We start from the raw sequence: 19,378 nt of genomic DNA, 5'->3' as shown, positions 1-19,378 counted from the left end.
AAGATCACGTTCCGGGACGACCATTACGCGAGTTCGGCGAAATGATTCAGGTGTTTGCTGCGAGCCAGGTGCGGATGGCCGTGGTGTACTTCTCGGGGTCGTAGTTCCAGAGGCGCACGTGCTTGGCCACGGAGAAGGGCACCAGCGTCACGAGGTCGGGGCGGGCCTCGGCCAGCTTGCGCGAGGCGGTCGAGGGCACGAAGCCGTCGTCGTCGCTGTGCAGAATGAGCACGGGCCACACGACTTCGGCGGCGCGGGCGACGAAGTCGAGCCGTTTGAAGTCGATCGGCTGCGACTGGCCGGTCACCGTGCGGCCGACCTCCGACCCGATCGTGGCCATCACGGCCTTCGAGATCGGCTCGGGCAAGTGGTTGAGGTGCCCCTGAAAGACGATGGTGTCGCTCCAGGCCACGACGGGCGAGTCGAGCACCACGGCCTTCAGGTAGGAACGAGAGGATGATCGGGTCGCCGCCTGCAGCACCGTCGCCCCGCCCATCGACCAGCCCATCAGCACCAGCTCGGTCGCACCGTGCTCGACGGCGTAGGCCATGGCGGCGTCGATGTCGTGCCATTCGGTGTCGCCGAGCGCGTACCGGCCGTCGGCACTCTTCGGGGCCTCTCCGTCGTTGCGATACGACACCTGCAGCGTGGTGTAGCCGAGTTCGTGAAAGAGCGGCAGCGCGCGGATCGTCTCGGCCCGGCGCACTCCCCTGCCGTGCACCAGGATCGCCCAGCGGTTCGCCACAGGTGCCTCCGAGAACGCCGCTGAGCCCCCCGCGTCGGGGCCGGCGCCATCGGCGCGATTCGCCGCGGCAATGAGCCAGGCCGGGGCGGGCCCGACCTCGGTCTCGACGATGACGTCTTGCACCTCGAAACCGAGCTCGCGGGGGTCGAGAAAGTACCAGCTGCCGAGGCGGCACCAGCGGGCATCCTGCAACTCGCCGTTGTCGACGCTCTCGAGGGTGCGTACGACGCGGCCGTCGGCGACCGAGAGAATGCCGCCGATGCGGGCGTGACCGGTTCCGCCAGCGAACCAGAGGCTGTACCGCCCGGCCACCAGCGAGTCGGGCGAGATGCCCAGCGTCACGGTGCCTGCCTCGAGATCAACCGCGTAGATGCGCAGGTTCTCGGTGGCCGAGTCGGTGGGAATCACGACAGAGCGAGAGAACTTCGCAGTGACGAAGGCGGCGGCCGCCGTGGCCAGAGTCGCCGCGGTGCCGACAGCGATGGCCGAGATCACCCACGGGGCGATGATGTCGCGTTTGATCGAGGGATGCGGGTCGCGAGTGGTCATTAGTTCACCTTTTCACAGCGTGGCGGGATTATTCATGACGCAGGCGGGCGCTGCGGTCAAACGGCGTGCCTTCCCAGCAGATACACAAAAAAACTCTAGTCTTGCGTCGTGTCCGATTCTCCTTTCAGCCCCGCGCTGCCCACGGAATTCGCAGGCGCGCTCGGCTCTCTGCGAAAGGCCGTAACCCGCCCCGAACTCGTGGTGAACGAGATCGCGTCACCGGCCAACCTCGCACCGTACTCGATCGCTCTCTCGGCAGACGTCTCTCCCGCCCGCCATGGGTCGGATTCCGACCTCGGCACCGGGCGATTCATCTTGCTCTACGACCCCGAAGAGCCCCCGGCGTGGGGCGGCCCGTTCCGTGTTGTGTGTTTCGTTCAGGCCCCGCTCGAGACCGAGATCGGCCTCGATCCGTTTCTCGCCGACGTGACCTGGTCGTGGTTGATTGATGCATTGGATGCTCAGGGAGCAAACTATTCACATGCTTCGGGTACAGCAACCAAAATCATCTCTTCCGGGTTCGGCGAGCTCGCCAAGCAGGGCGACGGGGCGCAGATCGAGTTGCGCGCTTCGTGGAGCCCGAAAGACGCTGACGTGAAGACCCACGTCGAAGCCTGGGGTGAGCTGCTGTGCATGCTGGCCGGGCTGCCGCCCGTCGCCGAAGGTGTGAGCCTGCTCTCTGCGAAACGCAACGCCCGTGACTGACGCACTGCCGGCGAACGAGGGCTCGCCGCGCAGCGTCATCGACACCCGGCAGGCGTACCTCGACGCCGTGCAGGTCATCGCCGGGGGCACCGGGCCCATTGCTATCGATGCCGAACGAGCGTCGGGCTTCAAATACTCGCAGCGCGCCTACCTCATTCAGCTCTACCGGCGCGGTGCCGGCACCTTCTTGTTCGACCCTCCCCCGATCGGATCGTTCGCCGAACTCTCTGCGGTGATCGGTGACGAAGAGTGGGTGCTGCATGCCGCGAGCCAAGACCTCGCCTGCCTGCGTGAGGTCGAGCTGGAACCGACGCGCATCTTCGATACCGAACTGGCCGCGCGGCTGCTCGGGCTGCCCCGCGTGGGGCTCGGCACGGTGGTCGAAGAGCTGCTGGGCATCCACTTGGCGAAAGAGCACTCGGCGGCCGACTGGTCGACGCGCCCGCTCCCCGCGGCATGGCTGGAGTACGCGGCACTCGACGTCGAACTGCTCATCGATCTGCGCGACGTGATGGTGCGGCTGCTCGACGAGCAGCAGAAGACCGAAATCGCGCGGCAGGAGTTTCAGGCCACGCTCGACAAAGAGGCCAAAGCGCCGCTCGCCGATCCGTGGCGCCGACTGTCGGGCGTGCATTCGCTGCGAGGCGCCAAGAACCTCTCGGTCGCCCGCGAGCTGTGGTTGGCCCGCGACCAGCTGGCGCGCGAGACCGACATCGCCCCGGGCCGGCTCGTTCCCGACCTGTCGCTGACCGCGGTGGCGCGGGCGCTGCCGGAGTCGAAACGTGAGCTCGCCGCCATGCGCGAGTTCACCGGGCGCGCGTCACGCTCGGAACTCGACCGCTGGTGGGCCGCCATCGAGGTGGGCCGGGCATCCACGACCCCGCCACAACTGACTCGCTCGACCGATACGCTGCCCCCGCCGCGGGCCTGGGCCGACCGGAACCCCGAAGCGGATGCCCGGCTGAAGGCCGCGCGCCAGGCCCTTCTGGCGCTCGGTGAAGAGCACGCCATACCGCTCGAGAACCTGCTCACGCCCGAGCTGTTGCGCAGGCTGGCCTGGACGCCGCCGACCGTGGTCGACGCCCAGACGGTCGCCGAAGCCCTGCAGAAGTCGGGCGCCCGGCCGTGGCAGATTGAGCTAACCGCACAGCCAATCGCCCAAGCCTTTGTAGAAGCCCACCAAAGCCTTCTCGACGCCGCCGAGGGTGAATCGTAGGAAGAATCAAACGATTTCTGACCCTTTCGGGGCGTGCCTAGGATCGTCACAGATGTTATTCCAGGAGGCATGAGGCATAGTGGCCGAAAAATCTGAAGTCGTATTCGTTGATGGCGTTCGCACCCCGTTCGGGCGTGCGGGCGAAAAGGGCATGTACTGGCAGACCCGTGCCGACGACCTGGTGGTCAAGGCGATCATGGGCCTGCTCGAGCGCAACCCGAACGTGCCGAAAGACCGCATCGACGAGGTCGCCATCGCCGCGACCACGCAGACCGGCGACCAGGGCCTGACGATCGGCCGCACCGCAGCCCTGCTGTCGGGGCTGCCGAAGTCGGTTCCCGGATTCGCGATCGACCGCATGTGCGCCGGCGCCATGACGGCCGTCACGACGACGGGAAGCGGCATCGCGTTCGGTGCCTACGACCTCGTCATCGCCGGCGGCGTCGAGCACATGGGCCATCACCCGATGGGCGCCGGGGCCGACCCGAACCCGCGGTTTCTCTCCGAGCGTCTGGTCGACGCCGAGGCGCTGAACATGGGCAACACCGCTGAGCGTATCCACGATCGGTTTCCGCAGCTCACGAAGGAGCGTTCCGACCGTTACGCCTTCCGTTCGCAGCAGAAGGTGGCCGCGGCCTACGCCGCCGGCAAGATTCAGCCCGATCTGATTCCCGTCGCGACCCGCAGCGAGAACGGCTGGGGCCTTGCAACGGTAGACGAGGCGCCACGCCCCGAGACCACCATGGAGGGGCTCGCGAACCTGCGCACTCCGTTCCGCCCGCACGGGCGCGTCACGGCCGGTAACTCGTCCGGTCTGAACGACGGTGCGACCGCAGCTCTGCTCGCCAGCGGCGAGGTCGCCCGCGAGCTGGGTCTCGCGCCCAAGATGAAGATGGTGAGCTTCGCTTTCGCCGGTGTCGAACCCGAGATCATGGGCATCGGCCCGGTTCCGTCGACCGAGAAGGCGCTGAAGAAGGCCGGCCTGTCGATCACCGACATCGGCCTGTTCGAGCTCAACGAGGCGTTCGCCGTTCAGGTGCTGTCGTTCCTCGATCACTTCAAAATCGACGATGACGACGAGCGGGTGAACGAATACGGCGGGGCTATTGCCATCGGGCATCCGCTGGCTTCGTCGGGCGTGCGCTTGATGAACCAGCTCGCTGCACAGTTCGCCGAGCACCCTGAGGTGCAGTACGGCCTCACCGCCATGTGCGTGGGCCTCGGCCAGGGCGGCACCGTCATCTGGGAGAACCCGAACTACGACCGAAAGGCGAAGAAGGCACGTCGCTAGAGCGCGAAGCCCACGAATACCATGACGAATTCTGTGACCAACTATTCCGAGATCGACTTCTCCGACCTGCTCGCGTTCTCTGCCGATGAGGTGGTGACGCACTCCTTCGTGCGTGACGTGAAGCTCGCGAGCGGTAAGACGCTCGCCCTCATCACCCTCGACAACGGCCGCGACCACACTCGCCCGAACACTCTCGGCCCCGTGACCTTGACCGAGTACGGCGCGACACTGGATGCCCTGAAGAAGCGTGCGGCAGCGGGCGAAATCGACGCCGTCGCCGTCACGGGAAAGCCGTTCATCCTGGCTGCCGGTGCCGACCTCAGCAAGGTCGGCGAGGTGTCGTCGCGCGCGATGGCGCTGCAGATGGCGCAACTCGGCCACTACACGCTCACCAAGCTCAGTGAGGTCGGTGTACCGTCGTTCGCGTTCATCAACGGGCTCGCGCTCGGTGGCGGCGTGGAGATCACGCTCGCCGCCGATTACCGCACCATCGACTCGTCGGCGCCTGCGGTCGCCTTCCCCGAGGTGTTCTTGGGCATCATTCCGGGCTGGGGCGGGGCATACCTGCTGCCGAACCTGATCGGCATCGAGAACGCACTCAACGTGATCATCTCGAACCCGCTTCGTAACAACAAGACCCTGAAGGCGCCCGAGGTGCTCGAACTCGGCATCGCCGACGCCATGTTCAGCTCGGCGAACTTCTTAGAGGAGTCGCTGATCTGGGCCGACGGCGTGCTCACCGGTGCGATCACCGTCAAGCGGCCGAACGTGCCCGGCAAGATCGAGCGCTTGGTGAAGTGGGATGCCGCGATCGGCATTGCCCGCAAGCAGCTCGAGAGCCGCATCGGCACGGTCGCCAAGAGTCCCTACGCCGCACTCGAGCTGTTGCGGGCTGCCAAGTCGGGTACGCGCGAAGAGGGCTTTGCGCGAGAAGACGAGGCGCTGGCGGATCTTGTTGCGGGTGACCAGTTCCGGGCATCCATCTACTCGTTCGACCTCGTGCAGAAGCGCGCCAAGAGGCCCGCCGGCGCGCCGGACAAGAAGATCGCCAAGCCCGTCACCAAGGTGGGCGTCATCGGTGCCGGCCTCATGGCCTCGCAGTTCGCGCTGCTCTTCGTGCGGCGCCTGCAGGTGCCTGTCGTGATCACGGACCTCGACCAGGCTCGTGTCGACAAGGGGCTCGACTACATTCGCGGCGAGATCGCCACGCTGCTGTCGAAGGGGCGCATCTCGCCCGACGAGTCGAACAAGCTGAACGCGCTCATCTCGGGCACGACGAACAAGGCCGATTTCGCCGACGCCGACTGGGTCATCGAGGCCGTCTTCGAAGAGCTCGGCGTGAAGCAGGAGGTGTTCGCCGATGTGGAGCAGTACATCTCCGACACGGCGGTTCTCGCCACGAACACCTCGTCGCTCTCGGTCGAGCAGATCGCGTCGAAGCTCAAGCACCCCGAGCGGGTCGTGGGGTTCCACTTCTTCAACCCGGTAGCCGTCATGCCGCTGGTCGAGGTGGTCAACACGCCGCACACCGACGACGCCACGCTGTCGACCGCGATGGTCGTCGCGGCGAAGCTGCGCAAGAACGCGGTGATTACGCGCGACACCCCCGGGTTCGTGGTGAACCGCATTCTGGCCAAGCTGCTCGGCGAGGCGATGCACGCGGTCGACACCGGAACCCCGTTCGAGGTCGTCGACACCGCGCTGGCACCGTTCGGCCTGCCGATGACGTCGTTCGAGCTGCTCGAGCTGGTGGGCCTCAAAGTCGGTGCGCATGTGCTCGACACGCACCATGCGGCCTTTCCCGATCGGTTCTTCGAGAGCCAGAACCTGCACAAGCTCGCCGAGCACGGCAAGATCTTCGAGCGCGACGCCAAGGGCAAGGTCAAGGGCTTCGACAAGACCGCCGTGGCTATCGTCGCGGGTGGCACGACGCCCATGACGGGCGCCGAGATTCTGCGCCGGGTCGAAGACGGCCTCGCCGACGAGATCCACCGCATGCTCGAAGACGACGTGGTGCACGCCGCCGAAGACATCGACCTGTGCCTCATTCTGGGCGCCGGATGGCCGTTCCAGATGGGTGGCGCAACGCCCTACCTCGACCGTGTCGGTGCCTCCGAGCGCGTCTTCGGCGACACCTTCCACCACCCCCGCATCGCGGGCGTCGAATAGCAGCGGTCTGAGCTGACTACTAATAGGGCCATGCACCAATAGGGTGGGGTGCATGGCCAAGATGCAGTATTACGTGGCGGCAAGCCTGGACGGGTTCATCGCCGACGCCGACGACAAGATGGACTGGCTGCTGCAGTTCGGGTACGAAGCGTACGAGGCGCATTACAACGCGTTCCTCGCCGAGGTAGGCGCGCTCGTGATGGGCTCGGGCACGTATCAGTTCATTCTCGACGAAGAGCTGCAGGCGTGGCCGTACGGCGACATGCCGATCTGGGTGCTGACGAGTCGTGAGCTGCCGACGGCCGAGGGAGCGAACATCCTGTTCTCGAGCGAGGCGGTCGAGGTGGTCGCGGCGCGAGCTCTGGCAGCGGCCGAGGGCAAGAACGTGTGGATCGTCGGCGGCGGCAACGTGGCGGCCCAGTTCGCCGCGAATAACCTGCTCGACGAGCTGATCGTCAGCGTCATGCCCATCGTGCTCGGCTCGGGTACTCCCCTGCTGCCGATCGGCGGCACCCCGTTGAGTCTCACGCACACCGACACGACTCAGTTCGACAGTGGCGCCATCGGGCTCACGTACCGCGTCGAGGGCGCGCGCTCAGAAGTCTGACGCGTTCACACGCGAACTCGCGCGTCGATTTCTGCCGCATCGGCGGTGCAGTCGCGGCAAAAAACGCCGCGCGAGCGAGGGGGCCGGTGTTACGTGGCGTGCCCCGGGATGAGGGGGTGCTAGCGCCGGCCCTGGTGGCTCTCGGCGTCGTCGGTGGGCTCCGCGTCGGCCGAGTCGGCCACGGGGCGCGCGATGGGGATCTTGCTGCCCAGCACCTGCGCGACGACGTCGCGGGCGATGTGCTGCGGCGTGAGGCCGGCGTCTTCGAGAATCTGCGAGCGGCTGGCGTGGTCGAGAAACTCGTCGGGCAGCCCCAGCTCGGTGACGGCGGTGTCGACGCCCGCATCGCGCAGGTCTTGCCGGATACGCGTGCCGATGCCACCCACCCGAATACCGTCTTCGATCGTCACCACGAGCCGGTGCTGCGCGGCGAGTTCGATGAGACTCGACGCCGTCGGCACGACCCAGCGGGGGTCGATCACGGTGGCTCCGATGCCCTGGGCGGCGAGCCGCTCGGCCACCTCGAGACCGAGGGAGGCGAACGGACCGACCGTCACGAGCAACACGTCGTGCTGGGCGGCCTCGCGCAGAACATCCACTCCGTCGGCGGTACGCCGCTCGGCCACGATCTCGGGGCCCACGGCACCCTTCGGAAACCGGATGACCGTGGGGGCGTCATCGACCGCAATGGCCTCGGCCAGCTCTTCACGCAACCGCTCACCGTCGCGAGGCGCGGCGAGGCGGATGTTCGGCACCACTTGCAGAATCGCCAGATCCCACATGCCGTGATGACTAGGTCCGTCTGGACCGGTCACGCCGGCGCGATCGAGCACGAAGGTGACACCGGCGCGGTGCAGGCCGACATCCATCAGCACCTGGTCGAACGCACGGTTGATGAAGGTGGCGTAGAGCGCGACGACGGGGTGTAGACCGCCGAAGGCGAGCCCCGCGGCGCTGGTCACGGCATGCTGCTCGGCGATACCCACGTCGAGCACACGCGACGGAAATCGTTCGGCCATGGTGTGCAGGCCGGTTGGCCGCAGCATGGCCGCGGTGATGCCCACGATCTTGGGGTTCAGCGCAGCTAGCGAGGCAATCTCGTCGCTGAACACACCCGTCCACGAGGGGCGACCGTCGGCGCCGCCGATGGGCTCGCCGGTCTCGGGGTCGATCTGGCCCACGGCGTGGAACTGGTCGGCCTCATCGTTGCGGGCCGGTTCGTAGCCGCGGCCCTTCTCGGTGATGGCGTGCACGATGACCGGCTGGCGGTACTCCTTGGCCTGGTGCAGAGCCTGCTCCATGGCGTGCACGTCGTGGGCGTCGACCGGCCCGATGTACTTGATGTCGAGGTTCGAGTAGAGCGCTTCGTTGTTGGTGAGCCGGGCGAGAAACCCGTGCGTGCCGCCGCGCACTCCGCGATACACCGCGCGTCCGGCCGCACCGAAATGCCCGAAGAGCCGCTCGCTGGAGTGGTGCAGGTCGCGGTAGCCGGCCGCGGTGCGCACCGAGTTGAGGTAGCGCGCCATGCCGCCGATGGTGGGCGCGTACGAGCGCCCGTTGTCGTTGACCACGATCACCAGGTTGCGATCGTTGTCGTCGCTGATGTTGTTCAGCGCCTCCCACGTCATGCCCCCGGTGAGCGCGCCGTCACCGACGACCGCCACCACGTGCCGGTCGGCTTGCCCGGTCATCACGAAGGCGCGCGAGATGCCGTCGGCCCACGAGAGCGAACTCGAGGCGTGCGAGCTCTCGACGACATCGTGCGGGCTCTCAGAGCGCTGGGGATAGCCGGCGAGCCCACCGCGCTCGCGCAGGTGGCTGAAGTCTTGGCGGCCCGTCAGCAGCTTGTGAACGTACGACTGGTGCCCGGTGTCGAACACGATCGCGTCGTGCGGCGAGTCGAAAACGCGGTGAATGGCAATGGTCAGTTCGACCACACCGAGGTTCGGCCCGAGGTGACCGCCGGTCTTCGACACTTCAGTGATCAAGAACTGGCGGATCTCGGCCGAGAGTGCGATGAGCTGATCGTTCGACAGTCGGTCGAGGTCTCGGGGCCCAGAGATCTGTTCGAGGAGGCTCATCACCCGAGTCTATTCTGTGAGGCGGAGAAATGACTGAGGCTGGCGTCCCAGCACAGGTGTGCTAAGAGCCAGCCTCAGGTCGGTCAGGATGCCCGGAGCACCCGTTGCAGATGCAGCCGGGTTAGGCCGCGGTCACGAGCGAACGCAGCACGTACTGCAGAATGCCGCCGTTGCGGTAGTAGTCGGCCTCACCGGGGGTGTCGATGCGCAGCACGGCGTCGAACTCGATCGGCTGCTTGCCCTCTGGCGAGTTGCTCGAAGGAGTAGCGACGACGTGCAGCGTCTTCGGCGTGCGGCCCTCGTTCAGCTCTTCGACACCCGTGATGTCGAACACCTCGGTACCGTCGAGTCCGAGGGATCCGGCCGACTCCCCCGCCGGGAACTGCAGCGGCAGAACGCCCATACCGATGAGGTTCGAGCGGTGAATACGCTCGAAACTCTCGGTGATGACCGCCTTGACGCCGAGCAGCGAGGTGCCCTTCGCCGCCCAGTCGCGCGACGAGCCCGAGCCGTACTCCTTGCCGCCCAGGATGACCAGGGGAATGCCCTGCGCCTGGTAGTTCTCGCTCGCGTCGTAGATGAACGCCTGCGGCGCATCGGGCTGAGTGAAGTCACGGGTGTAGCCGCCCTCTACTCCGTCGAGCAGCTGGTTGCGCAGACGGATGTTCGCGAACGTGCCGCGGATCATCACCTCGTGGTTGCCGCGGCGCGAGCCGTACGAGTTGTAGTCTTTGCGGTCGATGCCGTGGCCCGAGAGGTACTTTCCGGCCGGGCTGTCGGCCTTGATGCTGCCGGCGGGGCTGATGTGGTCGGTGGTGACCGAATCGCCGAGCTTGGCCAGCACGCGGGCGCCGGAGATGTCGCTGACCGGCGTGGTCTCGATGGTCATGCCGTCGAAGTACGGGGGCTTACGAACGTAGGTCGACGACGCCTCCCACTCGAAGACCGGGCCGGTCGGGGTGGGCAGCGAACGCCAGCGGTCGTCGCCGTCGAACACGCTCGAGTACTCGTGCGTGAACATTCCGGTGTTGATCGAGCTGTCGATGGTGTCTTGCACCTCGGCCGCGTCGGGCCAGATGTCGCGCAAGAACACGTCTTGGCCTTCGGTGTCTTGACCCAGCGCATCGACCTCGAAGTCGAAGTTCATCGACCCCGCGAGGGCGTACGCGATGACCAACGGCGGCGAGGCCAGGTAGTTCATCTTCACGTCGGGGCTGATGCGGCCCTCGAAGTTGCGGTTGCCCGAGAGCACGGCGGTGACGGCGAGGTCGTTCTTGTTGATCGCGTCGGTCACCTCTTCGATGAGCGGGCCGGTGTTGCCGATACAGACGGTGCAGCCGTAGCCGACCGTGTAGAAGCCGAGGGCCTCGAGGTCGCCCGTGAGGCCGGCCTTCTCGTAGTAGTCGGTGACGACCTTCGAGCCCGGAGCCAGTGTGGTCTTGACCCAGGGCTTCGAGGTGAGGCCCTTCTTCACGGCGTTGCGGGCGAGCAGACCGGCCGCGAGCATAACGCTCGGGTTCGACGTGTTCGTGCACGAGGTGATGGCGGCGACCGCGACGGCGCCGTGGTCGAGCGTGTAGTTGAGCCCGGCCGGTGTGACGACCGGCGTCGGCGCAGAGACGGTCGACGGTGCGTGGCTCACATGCGAGTGCGACACCTCGTGCGCCGTGTCTTCGTCTTGCGCGGTGAAGCCGTTGGGGTCGGATGCCGGGAACGAACCGTCGAGCGAAGCATCCACACGCGACAGATCTTGGGAGGCGTAGTCGTTCAGGTCTTGCTCGAACTGGTACTTCGCATTGCTGAGCTCGACGCGGTCTTGCGGGCGCTTCGGGCCGGCGATCGACGGAACGACCGTCGACAGGTCGAGCTCGAGGTACTCACTGAAGACGGGTTCGACGGACGCGTCGTGCCAGAGGTGCTGCAGCTTTGCGTAGGCCTCGACGAGGGCGACCTGCTCTTCGCTGCGGCCCGTGAGGCGCAGGTAGTCGAGCGTGACGTCGTCGATGGGGAACATGGCGGCCGTCGAGCCGAACTCGGGGCTCATGTTGCCGATGGTGGCGCGGTTCGCCAGCGGAACCTGCGTGACACCTTCGCCGTAGAACTCCACGAACTTGCCGACCACACCGTGCTTGCGCACCATCTGCGTGATGGTGAGCACGACGTCGGTCGCGGTGACGCCGGCCGGGATGGATCCGCTCAGCTTGAAGCCGACGACCTTCGGAATGAGCATCGACACGGGCTGGCCGAGCATGGCCGCCTCTGCCTCGATGCCGCCGACGCCCCAGCCGAGCACACCGAGGCCGTTGACCATGGTGGTGTGCGAGTCGGTGCCGACGCAGGTGTCGGGGTAGGCGCGCAGCACTCCACCGACCTCACGGGTGAAGATGACGCGGGCCAGGTACTCGATGTTGACCTGGTGCACGATGCCGGTTCCCGGCGGAACGACCTTGAAGTCGTCGAACGCCGTCTGGCCCCAGCGCAGGAACTGGTACCGCTCGCCGTTGCGCTCGTACTCGATGTCGACGTTGCGCTCGAGGGCGTTCTCGGTGCCGAACAGGTCGGCGATCACCGAGTGGTCGATGACCAGCTCGGCCGGAGCCAGCGGGTTGATCTTCGTCGGGTCGCCGCCCAGGGCGCCGACCGCTTCGCGCATCGTTGCGAGGTCGACGATGCAGGGCACGCCGGTGAAGTCCTGCATCACCACGCGAGCGGGGGTGAACTGGATCTCGGTGTCGGGCTCCGCCGTCGGAACCCACGAACCCAGGGCCTTGATGTGCTCTGCCGTGATGTTCGCACCGTCTTCGGTGCGGAGCAGGTTCTCGAGCAGAACCTTCAGGCTGAACGGAAGCTTCTCGAAGCCCGGAACGGTGTCGAGGCGAAAGACCTCGTACGACGCATCGCCGACCTTGAGAGTGTCTTTCGATCCAAAGCTGTTTACTGCAGACACGATGGTCTCTCCTTCGCTTGGTACGTCTATTTTCTAAGGCTCCGGATGCCCGTGGCTAGCAAGGCTGCCCTAACTCGGTCACGCTGCCTCGGCATCGCAAAAGTATCTTGACGTCGAGATAACTATAACACCAGGCGACGCCTATTCGCGGTCTTGAACGAGCCCGCGCCGTTTCGCAATGCGGTAGTAGATCTCGATGCCGAATGCCCCGACCGCACCGACCGCGATGACGTAGAGCAACCAGCCCGGCGACGTGACCGTCAGCACAAAGAAGCTCTGTGTGAACGGCAGCAGGTAGGCCAGCACGAACGCGACGCACATGCTGAGCACAAGGATGACCCGCGGCTTCGACAGCGGCCGGGCGAGCACCGACACGATCGAGAGCGACACCATGAACAGCGCGATCGTGGCCAGGCTCTTCGCCTCGACCTGCGGCAGCCGATCGCGCATCGGGGCGTATGCCGTGAGGCACGCCGTCGCGGCGATGAGTCCGGTGGGCACCGAGAACTTCAGCACCCGGGGCAGCACGCCCGCCCGATACCGACGGCGGTTGGGCGCGAGCGCGAGAAAAAACGAGGGCACTCCGATGGCGAGCACCGAGACGAGGGTGAGCTGCCGGGGCAGGAACGGAAACTCCCATGCGAAGATCGCTGTGAACAGGGCCAGCACGATGCCGTAGACCGTCTTCGACAAGAACAGGTTCGACACGCGCTCGACGTTCGCGATGACCCGCCGGCCGAGCATGAGCACCTCGGGCATCCGGTCGAAGCGGCTGTCGAGCAGCACGAGCCGTGACACGGCGCGAGTCGCTGGGGTGGCGTTGCCCATCGCGATGCCGAGGTCGGCGTCTTTGATGGCCATCGCGTCGTTCACGCCGTCACCGGTCATGGCCACCGAGTGCCCCTGCGCCTGCAGCAGCTTCACGAGCTGCCGTTTCTGCTCTGGCGCGACACGGCCGAACACATCGGTCGTCTCGAGCGCAGCCGAAAGGGCGTCGTCGTCGGCGAGCGTGCTGGCATCGACCGCCGTGTCGCCGAGATTGAGCTGCCGAGCGATCGACGCGACAGTGTGCGGGTTGTCGCCCGACACGATGATGACCCGCACGCCTTCGTCGGCGAAGTAGGCGAGCGTGTCGGCGGCTTCGGGCCGCAGGGTCTCTTCGAGAATCACGAAGCACGCCGGTGTCGCCTCGCGCACCAGTTCGGGTTCGTCGACCAGTCGTGCCGGTTCGAGGTCGCACTGCGAGAGCACGAGCGTGCGCCGCCCGCTCGACGCGATCTCGTGCGCGGCCGCAAGGGCCTCCGGATGCCCGTGCAACAGCCGCTCGGGCGCCCCCAGCAGCCACGTGGTGGTGCTTTCCGCGTGCCGCAGCCGCACCGCGCTGAATGCTCGGAACGAACTGAAGGCCAGCCGGTCTTCGACCACCGCGTCGCCGATGTCGAAGTGGTTGGCCAGCGCACGGGATGTCGCGTTGCCGGCGTCGTCGATCGAGAGGGCGGCCAGAGCCACACGGCACGGGCCGAGGTCTGCCGCGACCCTTCCGGGCAACTGCTCGAGCCCGTGGAACCCGATGGTTCCGGTGGTGAGCGTGCCCGTCTTGTCGAGGCAGAGCACGTCGACTCTGGCGAGAACCTCCACTGCAGCCAGCTCCTGCACGAGCACCTTCTGGCGTGAGAGGGCGATGGCCGCGACGCCGAACGCGAGGCTGGTGAGAAGCACGAGACCCTCGGGAATGATGCCCACGACGCCGGCTACCGCGTCGATGAGGGCCTGCCGCCAGCTCTGGTCGTTCGGGTCGGCCAGCGCCGCGAACCCGCCGTAGGTCGCAATGCGCCCGAACACGATGATGATGATCAGCGGCACGAGAATCCACGACAGGTAGACGAGAATGCGGTTCGTCGCCGCGCGCAGCTCCGAGTGAACGAGGCTGTGCCTGCGGATCTCCGCGGTCAGCTTGCTCGCGTACGAATCCGCCCCAACCGCGACGACTCGAGCTTCTGCGGTGCCCGACTGCACGAGAGATCCCGACATCAATCGGTCGCCGACAGCCTTGGGCACCGGGTCGGATTCGCCGGTGAGAAGCGATTCGTCCATGAACAACGCCGTGGTGGTCACGACCTCGGCGTCGGCGGTGATCTGGTCGCCGGGCCGGGCGATGATGAGATCGCCGAGCACCACCTCTTCCGGCCGGATGATCGTGACGACACCGTCTCTGCGCACCGCGGTCTCGGGTGCCGCGAGCACGGCGAGTTTGTCGAGCGCGCGCTTGGCGCGAAGCTCCTGCACGATGCCGATCAGGGCGTTGAAGACCACGACACCGTAGAAGAACCCGTCACGCAGATCGCCCAGCAGCAGCACGGCGATGAAGCACACGGTGAGAATGCCGTTGAAGAACGTGAAGACGTTCTCGCGCACGATGTCGCCGAGCGAGCGCGACGTGGGGGTGTGGGTGACGTTCGTCTGGCCCGCCGCGATACGCTGAGCGACCTCCGCGCCCGTGAGACCGTCGGTGTGAGCCTCGGTCAGGATGCGCGCGCCGACGTTCGGGCCGGCCGATTCGGCCGAACCCGTGCCCTCCCCGGCGGCTCCCCCGGTCATCCCTCGCCCGGATCAGCTTTCTGCTGAGCCTTCTGGTGCCCGAACGCAGCTCGCACGAGCAGCCAGGTCACCCAGAGCATGCCCGCATACAGGGGCACGCCGAGCAGCAGCTTCGCCGAGGCGAGCGCCTCGGCCTGGCCCGCCAGGTAGAGCGGAACCTCGACGCCCAGCCGAATCGCGAACAGCCCCACCCAGCACCAGGTGGCGATCAGCACGACCCGGAACTTCGCCGGGTCGGCCTTCCAGCCGAACGTGTCGCCCGTGAGCACCCCGACGATCAAGCCGATGATCGGCCAGCGCGCGATGATCGAGCCGAGCAGCACGATCACCGAAACGGCATTGATGATGATGCCCGGCAGAAAGTTGTCTTCGGCCTTGCCGGTGAACAGAGCGAGGGCCGCCGAGATGGCCACCCCGAGCAGCCCGACGATCGCGGGCATGACCGCGCTGCGCGTCACCAGGCGCACGATGATGAACACCACCGCGACAGCCACCGGCACGATGACGCTCGGGGTCAGGTCTTTGGTGAAGGTGTAGATCACCAGAAAGGCCAGGCCCGGCAGAATCGACTCCACGAGTCCCCGGATGCCGCCCATCGCCTTCAGCAGCGAGTTGGCGGTCGGCGTCTCGCCCGGTGCGACCTGGCCGATGCCCGAACGACGGGCCGCGGCCGCGAAGGCTTCGGAGAACGAGAGCGGGCGCTCTTCGGGATCTGACATGGATACTAGATCGCCGTGGTGCTGGCCGGGCCCGCCGTGGTCTTCGGAATGCTGAGCGGAATCAGGTCGCGCGGCGGCATGGGCGACTGCCCGCGCACCACGACGACGCTGCGGAACAGTTCTTCGACGGCGGCCTGCGAATCTTCGCTCGTCATGGCGTCACCCGCGATCACGCCGCGCAGAAACCAGCGCGGGCCATCGACGCCGATGAAGCGGGCGAGGCGGGCGACCGGCTTTCCGTCGGGCCCGGCGGCGGGCACCTCGGCGACCAGTTCCGGGCCGAACACGCCATCACGCTCGACGAGCGAGCCGCCTTGGCCGGCGATCTGCTCGCGGATCTGCCCGCGGATGTCGTGCCAGAGCCCCGTCGAGCGGGGTGCGGCGAACGCCTGGATCTGCAGGGTCGACCCCGCGAAGTCGAGCCCCACGGCCACGACGCGCTGCGTTCCCTCTTCGACCTCGAGCCTCAGCTGCAGGCCTTCACGCGGAAGGATCTTGATGCCGCCGAGGTCGACGTAGGGGCGAGCGGGGTTGGCTTCTTCTGAGTCGAAGGGGCCGTCGGTCGCGCGGTTCTCCGGGGCGGACTTGGCGTCGAGCGGAGCCGCCTCGGCGTCTCCGGCCGCAACCGCCACCAGTTCACCGGCGTCGAGCTCTGTCGCGTCGACGATGTCGGCGGCGTCAGCCGACTCGGCCTCGTCGGCCGCCGAAGCGGCCGCAGCCAATTCTTGCTTTCGTTCGGACCTTTTGCTCACGGCATGCTTTCTTCACTGTCTGGGTTGTCGCTGCGGGGTGCCGCAGCGGACTCGTTAAGATCGGCGGTGCCGGTCGACCCGAAACCGCCTTCGCCGCGGGCGCTGCCCGGCAGCACTTCTACGGGAACGAAGGTCGCGCGGGTCACCGGCATGACGATCATCTGGGCGATTCTGTCGCCGACGGCGATATCGTACGGCAACGCGATGTCAGTATTCAGAAGAGTGACGCGAATCTCGCCGCGATAGCCGGCATCCACTGTTCCCGGCGAGTTGACGATGGTGATTCCGTGTTTGCTGGCGAGCCCGCTGCGCGGCACGATGAAGGCCACATAGCCGTCGGGCAGGGCGATCGAGACGCCTGTGCCGATGGTGTACCGCTCGCCGGGCTGAAGAATCAGCGATTCGGTCGAGCGCAGATCGGCTCCGGCATCGCCCGGATGAGCGTAGCTGGGAATCTGCTCAGCTTTGATGAGAACTTCGACGGTTTCAGTCACGAGTCGAGGGTAGTGCAGATTGTCGCGGCAAATCTCTGATCGAATAGAGACATGTCGACGTATCGCGAGAAGCTCGTGCCATCGGGGCGCATCTACATTTACCTGGTGCTGCTCATTCCAGCGAGCATCCTCGTTTTCGCACCCATCAACATCGTCATCGGTTATGTCTGCGCGGTCGTTCTCTACGGCGGTTCTGTGCTTGTACTCAACGTGCTGTCGCCGGTGGTCTCTGTCGAGGGCGGGATGCTCAGCGCAGGTAAAGCGCGAATCCCGGTGTCTCTCCTGGGTGAGCCCGAGGCGTTCACGGGCGACGCCGCCACGCTCGCCCGAGGGCGAAAACTCGACGCCCGGGCGTGGCTGTGCATCCGGGGCTGGATTCAGCCCGTCGTGAAGGTCAACGTGCACGACCCCGCAGACCCGGTGCCGTACTGGCTTATTTCCACCAGAAACCCGAACGAGCTCGTGGCTGCCCTCGAAGGGGCGAACCGCGAGCTCGCAAGTTAGACGTTGCGCCTGAGTCTTTCTTACATTTCGCATTCGATGCAGACCGGGCCCAGTTTGGTCTGGTGGTCGATCTGCGAACGGTGCTTCACGAGAAAACAGCTCACACAGGTGAACTCGTCTGCCTGAGGCGGCAGAACCACCACGTCGAGGTCGAGGTCGGAGAGATCTGCCCCTGGCAGTTCGAAGCCACCGGGGTTGTCGGCGTCGTCAACGTCTACGACACCAGACATCTTGTCTGGTACTCGCTCTTTCAGCGCCTCAATCGAGTCTGAGTCGTCGTCGGTCTTGCGCGGAGCGTCGTAATCGGTTGCCATGCTTATCCACTTCTCATACGCCAGCTGAAACAAAATCGGCGGCGTTAGTTTGCATCATTACAAGGGGAATAGCAAACCGCGATTTCTGCAGTTCGCATCCTCGCCCGTAGCAACTTACGGCACGCCCCGAACATTCCCGTCTTCCGGGGGTTTGTCATGGCATCCTTGCAGGGAACTCCAGACCAAGACGGGGCCTTTCACCATGCAAGATCTAACAGTCATCGGAATCGAGAACGGGGCACTCCTCGTCGCTTCCGAAACGGGTGAGCGTTATCGCGTCGCCATCGACGAAGTACTGCAATCCAGGCTCCGCCAGAGCACGACCGCGCCCGACACGGGCGTCAAGGTCTCGCCACGCGAGATCCAGGCGCAGATCAGGGCCGGCATGAGCGCCGAAGATGTGGCGCGCGCCACAGGAGCGTCACTCGAGTACGTCGAGCGCTTCGAAGGCCCGGTCGTGGCAGAGCGGCTGCACATCGTGAGTTCCGCTCTGCGCGTACCGGTGAAGGTTTCGGGCAGCGACCCGCTGCGTAATGATCCCCTGACCGACGACCAGTCCTCCACGTTCGGCGAGACCATCGAAGAGCGCCTCGAGGGTCTGGGTGCCATCGACCTGCGCTGGGCGAGCTGGAAAGAAGAGACCGGCTGGATCGTCAAGCTGACCTTCACCGCCTCCGAGATCGACCACGACGCGCGCTGGCAGTTCGACCCCAAGCGCCACTCCCTCACGCCGCTGAACTCGGGCGCCGTGACGCTTTCCCAGCAGGGCGAGATCGTCGACGGGCTGATTCCGCGGCTTCGTGCCGTCGATTCGGGCGCGATCGCTGCGCTGCCCACGGGGGGCGCGGGCGCTAGTGGCAGTGCGGCGGCGGGCGGTGCGGATGCCCGGCGAATCGCTTCGCCCGGGCTCGACCTCGAAGCGCTCGACCAGGCGCTGGAGCCCGACGAACAAGACGACCCCGCAGTTTCGGGCGCGGGTTTCGCATCGCCGGCCACCGCTTCGTCGGGCGGCTTGTGGGGCGGCGCCGCGGCCTCCTCTTCTTCGGACACCCCGGCCGGACCCACCGCTCCCCCGGTCTTCACCGAGCCGACACCGTTCTCTCGGTCTCCGTTCGGCCGCACCGCCGAGGAGTCCTCGCCCGCTGCAGCAGCGGCCGCCGTGACCCGGCAGCCACCCGGCCCGGCCTCGCACAATGAGACCGCCGATCTACTCGAAGCCCTGCGCCGCCGCCGCGGTGAGCGCGAGGCGGCCCCGTTCAACGTGGGCGATGAAGACGACTTCGACGCCTACGGTTCCGCCGGGCATCCGTCGGGCCGCGGTTCAGCGGCGGGCTCAGCGGCCAGCGAACGAGACACGCGCCCCGTGGCGCACCTCACGCGGGCCGGCGACTCCGGCGCCGTGACACCGAGTGGCACGCGTGGCTCGAGCGGATCGGCCGGCGGGTCGGCCGGCGCTGGCGGGTCTGCCGGTGCGGAGTCGCCTGGTGCGAGTGCTGTCGCCGATTCCGGCGCCGGCGTCACGACGCTCGACGGTTTCGACGACACTCCCGCGGCGAACCAGCGCCAAACGGGACCGCAATCCCGCTCCAAGCGCCGCACCGCCATGCCCAGCTGGGACGAGATCGTCTTCGGTGCCCGCAGCGACGACGACCTGAACTGACCCTCGACCTGAACTGACCCTTCGCGT

The 19,378-nt window shown here is 66.4% G+C and carries 15 protein-coding genes; 7 read left to right on the top strand and 8 right to left on the bottom strand.

Features of this window, described 5'->3' with window-relative positions:
- Window positions 1-46 precede the first annotated feature (46 nt).
- Complete coding sequence (locus LQ955_RS05635) at window positions 47-1,294, bottom strand: alpha/beta hydrolase family protein (protein WP_231027210.1); 1,248 nt, start codon at window positions 1,292-1,294, stop codon at window positions 47-49.
- Window positions 1,295-1,402: 108 nt separating this feature from the next.
- On the opposite strand from LQ955_RS05635, the gene LQ955_RS05630 reads away from it, so the two are divergent.
- The 5 genes from LQ955_RS05630 (at window position 1,403) to LQ955_RS05610 (ending at window position 7,282) form a co-directional block, all read left to right on the top strand.
- Window positions 1,403-1,999, top strand: coding sequence for a DUF3000 domain-containing protein (locus LQ955_RS05630; protein ID WP_231027209.1), 597 nt, complete (start codon window positions 1,403-1,405; stop codon window positions 1,997-1,999).
- Window positions 1,992-3,215: an HRDC domain-containing protein gene (locus tag LQ955_RS05625; RefSeq protein WP_231027208.1), complete on the top strand. Its 1,224-nt coding sequence runs from the start codon at window positions 1,992-1,994 to the stop codon at window positions 3,213-3,215. The genes LQ955_RS05630 and LQ955_RS05625 overlap by 8 nt, the downstream gene beginning before the upstream one ends.
- A 79-nt stretch (window positions 3,216-3,294) precedes the next feature.
- On the top strand, window positions 3,295-4,506 hold the full coding sequence (locus LQ955_RS05620) for a thiolase family protein (RefSeq protein ID WP_231027207.1): 1,212 nt from the start codon (window positions 3,295-3,297) through the stop codon (window positions 4,504-4,506).
- 33 nt (window positions 4,507-4,539) lie between these two features.
- The gene (locus LQ955_RS05615) at window positions 4,540-6,675 is read left to right on the top strand and encodes a 3-hydroxyacyl-CoA dehydrogenase NAD-binding domain-containing protein (RefSeq protein WP_231027206.1); all 2,136 of its coding nucleotides are present in this window, start codon (window positions 4,540-4,542) and stop codon (window positions 6,673-6,675) included.
- A gap of 52 nt (window positions 6,676-6,727) precedes the next feature.
- Complete coding sequence (locus tag LQ955_RS05610; RefSeq protein WP_231027205.1) at window positions 6,728-7,282, top strand: dihydrofolate reductase family protein; 555 nt, start codon at window positions 6,728-6,730, stop codon at window positions 7,280-7,282.
- A gap of 119 nt (window positions 7,283-7,401) precedes the next feature.
- Here the strand turns inward: LQ955_RS05610 and dxs are convergent, their stop codons facing one another.
- The 6 genes from dxs to dut form a co-directional block, all read right to left on the bottom strand.
- On the bottom strand, window positions 7,402-9,363 hold the full coding sequence (dxs, locus tag LQ955_RS05605; RefSeq protein ID WP_231027204.1) for a 1-deoxy-D-xylulose-5-phosphate synthase: 1,962 nt from the start codon (window positions 9,361-9,363) through the stop codon (window positions 7,402-7,404).
- A gap of 121 nt (window positions 9,364-9,484) precedes the next feature.
- Window positions 9,485-12,310 (bottom strand): aconitate hydratase AcnA, encoded by a 2,826-nt coding sequence (gene acnA / locus LQ955_RS05600; RefSeq protein WP_304961460.1) that lies wholly within the window; start codon window positions 12,308-12,310, stop codon window positions 9,485-9,487.
- A 141-nt stretch (window positions 12,311-12,451) separates the two neighbouring features.
- The gene (locus LQ955_RS05595) at window positions 12,452-14,908 is read right to left on the bottom strand and encodes an HAD-IC family P-type ATPase (RefSeq protein ID WP_231027203.1); all 2,457 of its coding nucleotides are present in this window, start codon (window positions 14,906-14,908) and stop codon (window positions 12,452-12,454) included.
- Entirely contained in the window at window positions 14,905-15,627 is a 723-nt protein-coding gene (locus LQ955_RS05590) for a DUF3159 domain-containing protein (RefSeq protein ID WP_231027202.1), read from the bottom strand. Before LQ955_RS05590 ends, LQ955_RS05595 begins: the two co-directional genes overlap by 4 nt.
- A gap of 5 nt (window positions 15,628-15,632) precedes the next feature.
- Window positions 15,633-16,259, bottom strand: a complete 627-nt coding sequence (locus LQ955_RS05585; RefSeq protein ID WP_390623473.1) for a DUF3710 domain-containing protein — start codon at window positions 16,257-16,259, stop codon at window positions 15,633-15,635.
- Between the two features lie 116 nt (window positions 16,260-16,375).
- The gene (gene dut, locus LQ955_RS05580; protein WP_231027201.1) at window positions 16,376-16,873 is read right to left on the bottom strand and encodes a dUTP diphosphatase; all 498 of its coding nucleotides are present in this window, start codon (window positions 16,871-16,873) and stop codon (window positions 16,376-16,378) included.
- 51 nt (window positions 16,874-16,924) lie between these two features.
- On the opposite strand from dut, the gene LQ955_RS05575 reads away from it, so the two are divergent.
- On the top strand, window positions 16,925-17,377 hold the full coding sequence (locus tag LQ955_RS05575) for a DUF3093 domain-containing protein (RefSeq protein WP_231027200.1): 453 nt from the start codon (window positions 16,925-16,927) through the stop codon (window positions 17,375-17,377).
- A gap of 20 nt (window positions 17,378-17,397) precedes the next feature.
- Here LQ955_RS05575 and LQ955_RS05570 read toward each other — a convergent pair whose 3' ends face one another.
- Window positions 17,398-17,691 (bottom strand): DUF4193 domain-containing protein, encoded by a 294-nt coding sequence (locus LQ955_RS05570; RefSeq protein ID WP_104244106.1) that lies wholly within the window; start codon window positions 17,689-17,691, stop codon window positions 17,398-17,400.
- Window positions 17,692-17,893: 202 nt separating this feature from the next.
- On the opposite strand from LQ955_RS05570, the gene sepH reads away from it, so the two are divergent.
- Window positions 17,894-19,351 carry a septation protein SepH gene (sepH, locus tag LQ955_RS05565; RefSeq protein WP_231027199.1) on the top strand — a complete coding sequence of 486 codons (1,458 nt, stop codon included), beginning with the start codon at window positions 17,894-17,896 and terminating at the stop codon, window positions 19,349-19,351.
- Window positions 19,352-19,378 lie beyond the last annotated feature (27 nt).

Source organism: Subtercola endophyticus (genome assembly GCF_021044565.1).
Classification (GTDB): domain Bacteria; phylum Actinomycetota; class Actinomycetes; order Actinomycetales; family Microbacteriaceae; genus Subtercola; species Subtercola endophyticus.
Note: the sequence above shows the minus strand (reverse complement) of the source record. Positions and strands in the feature narration are given on the sequence as shown.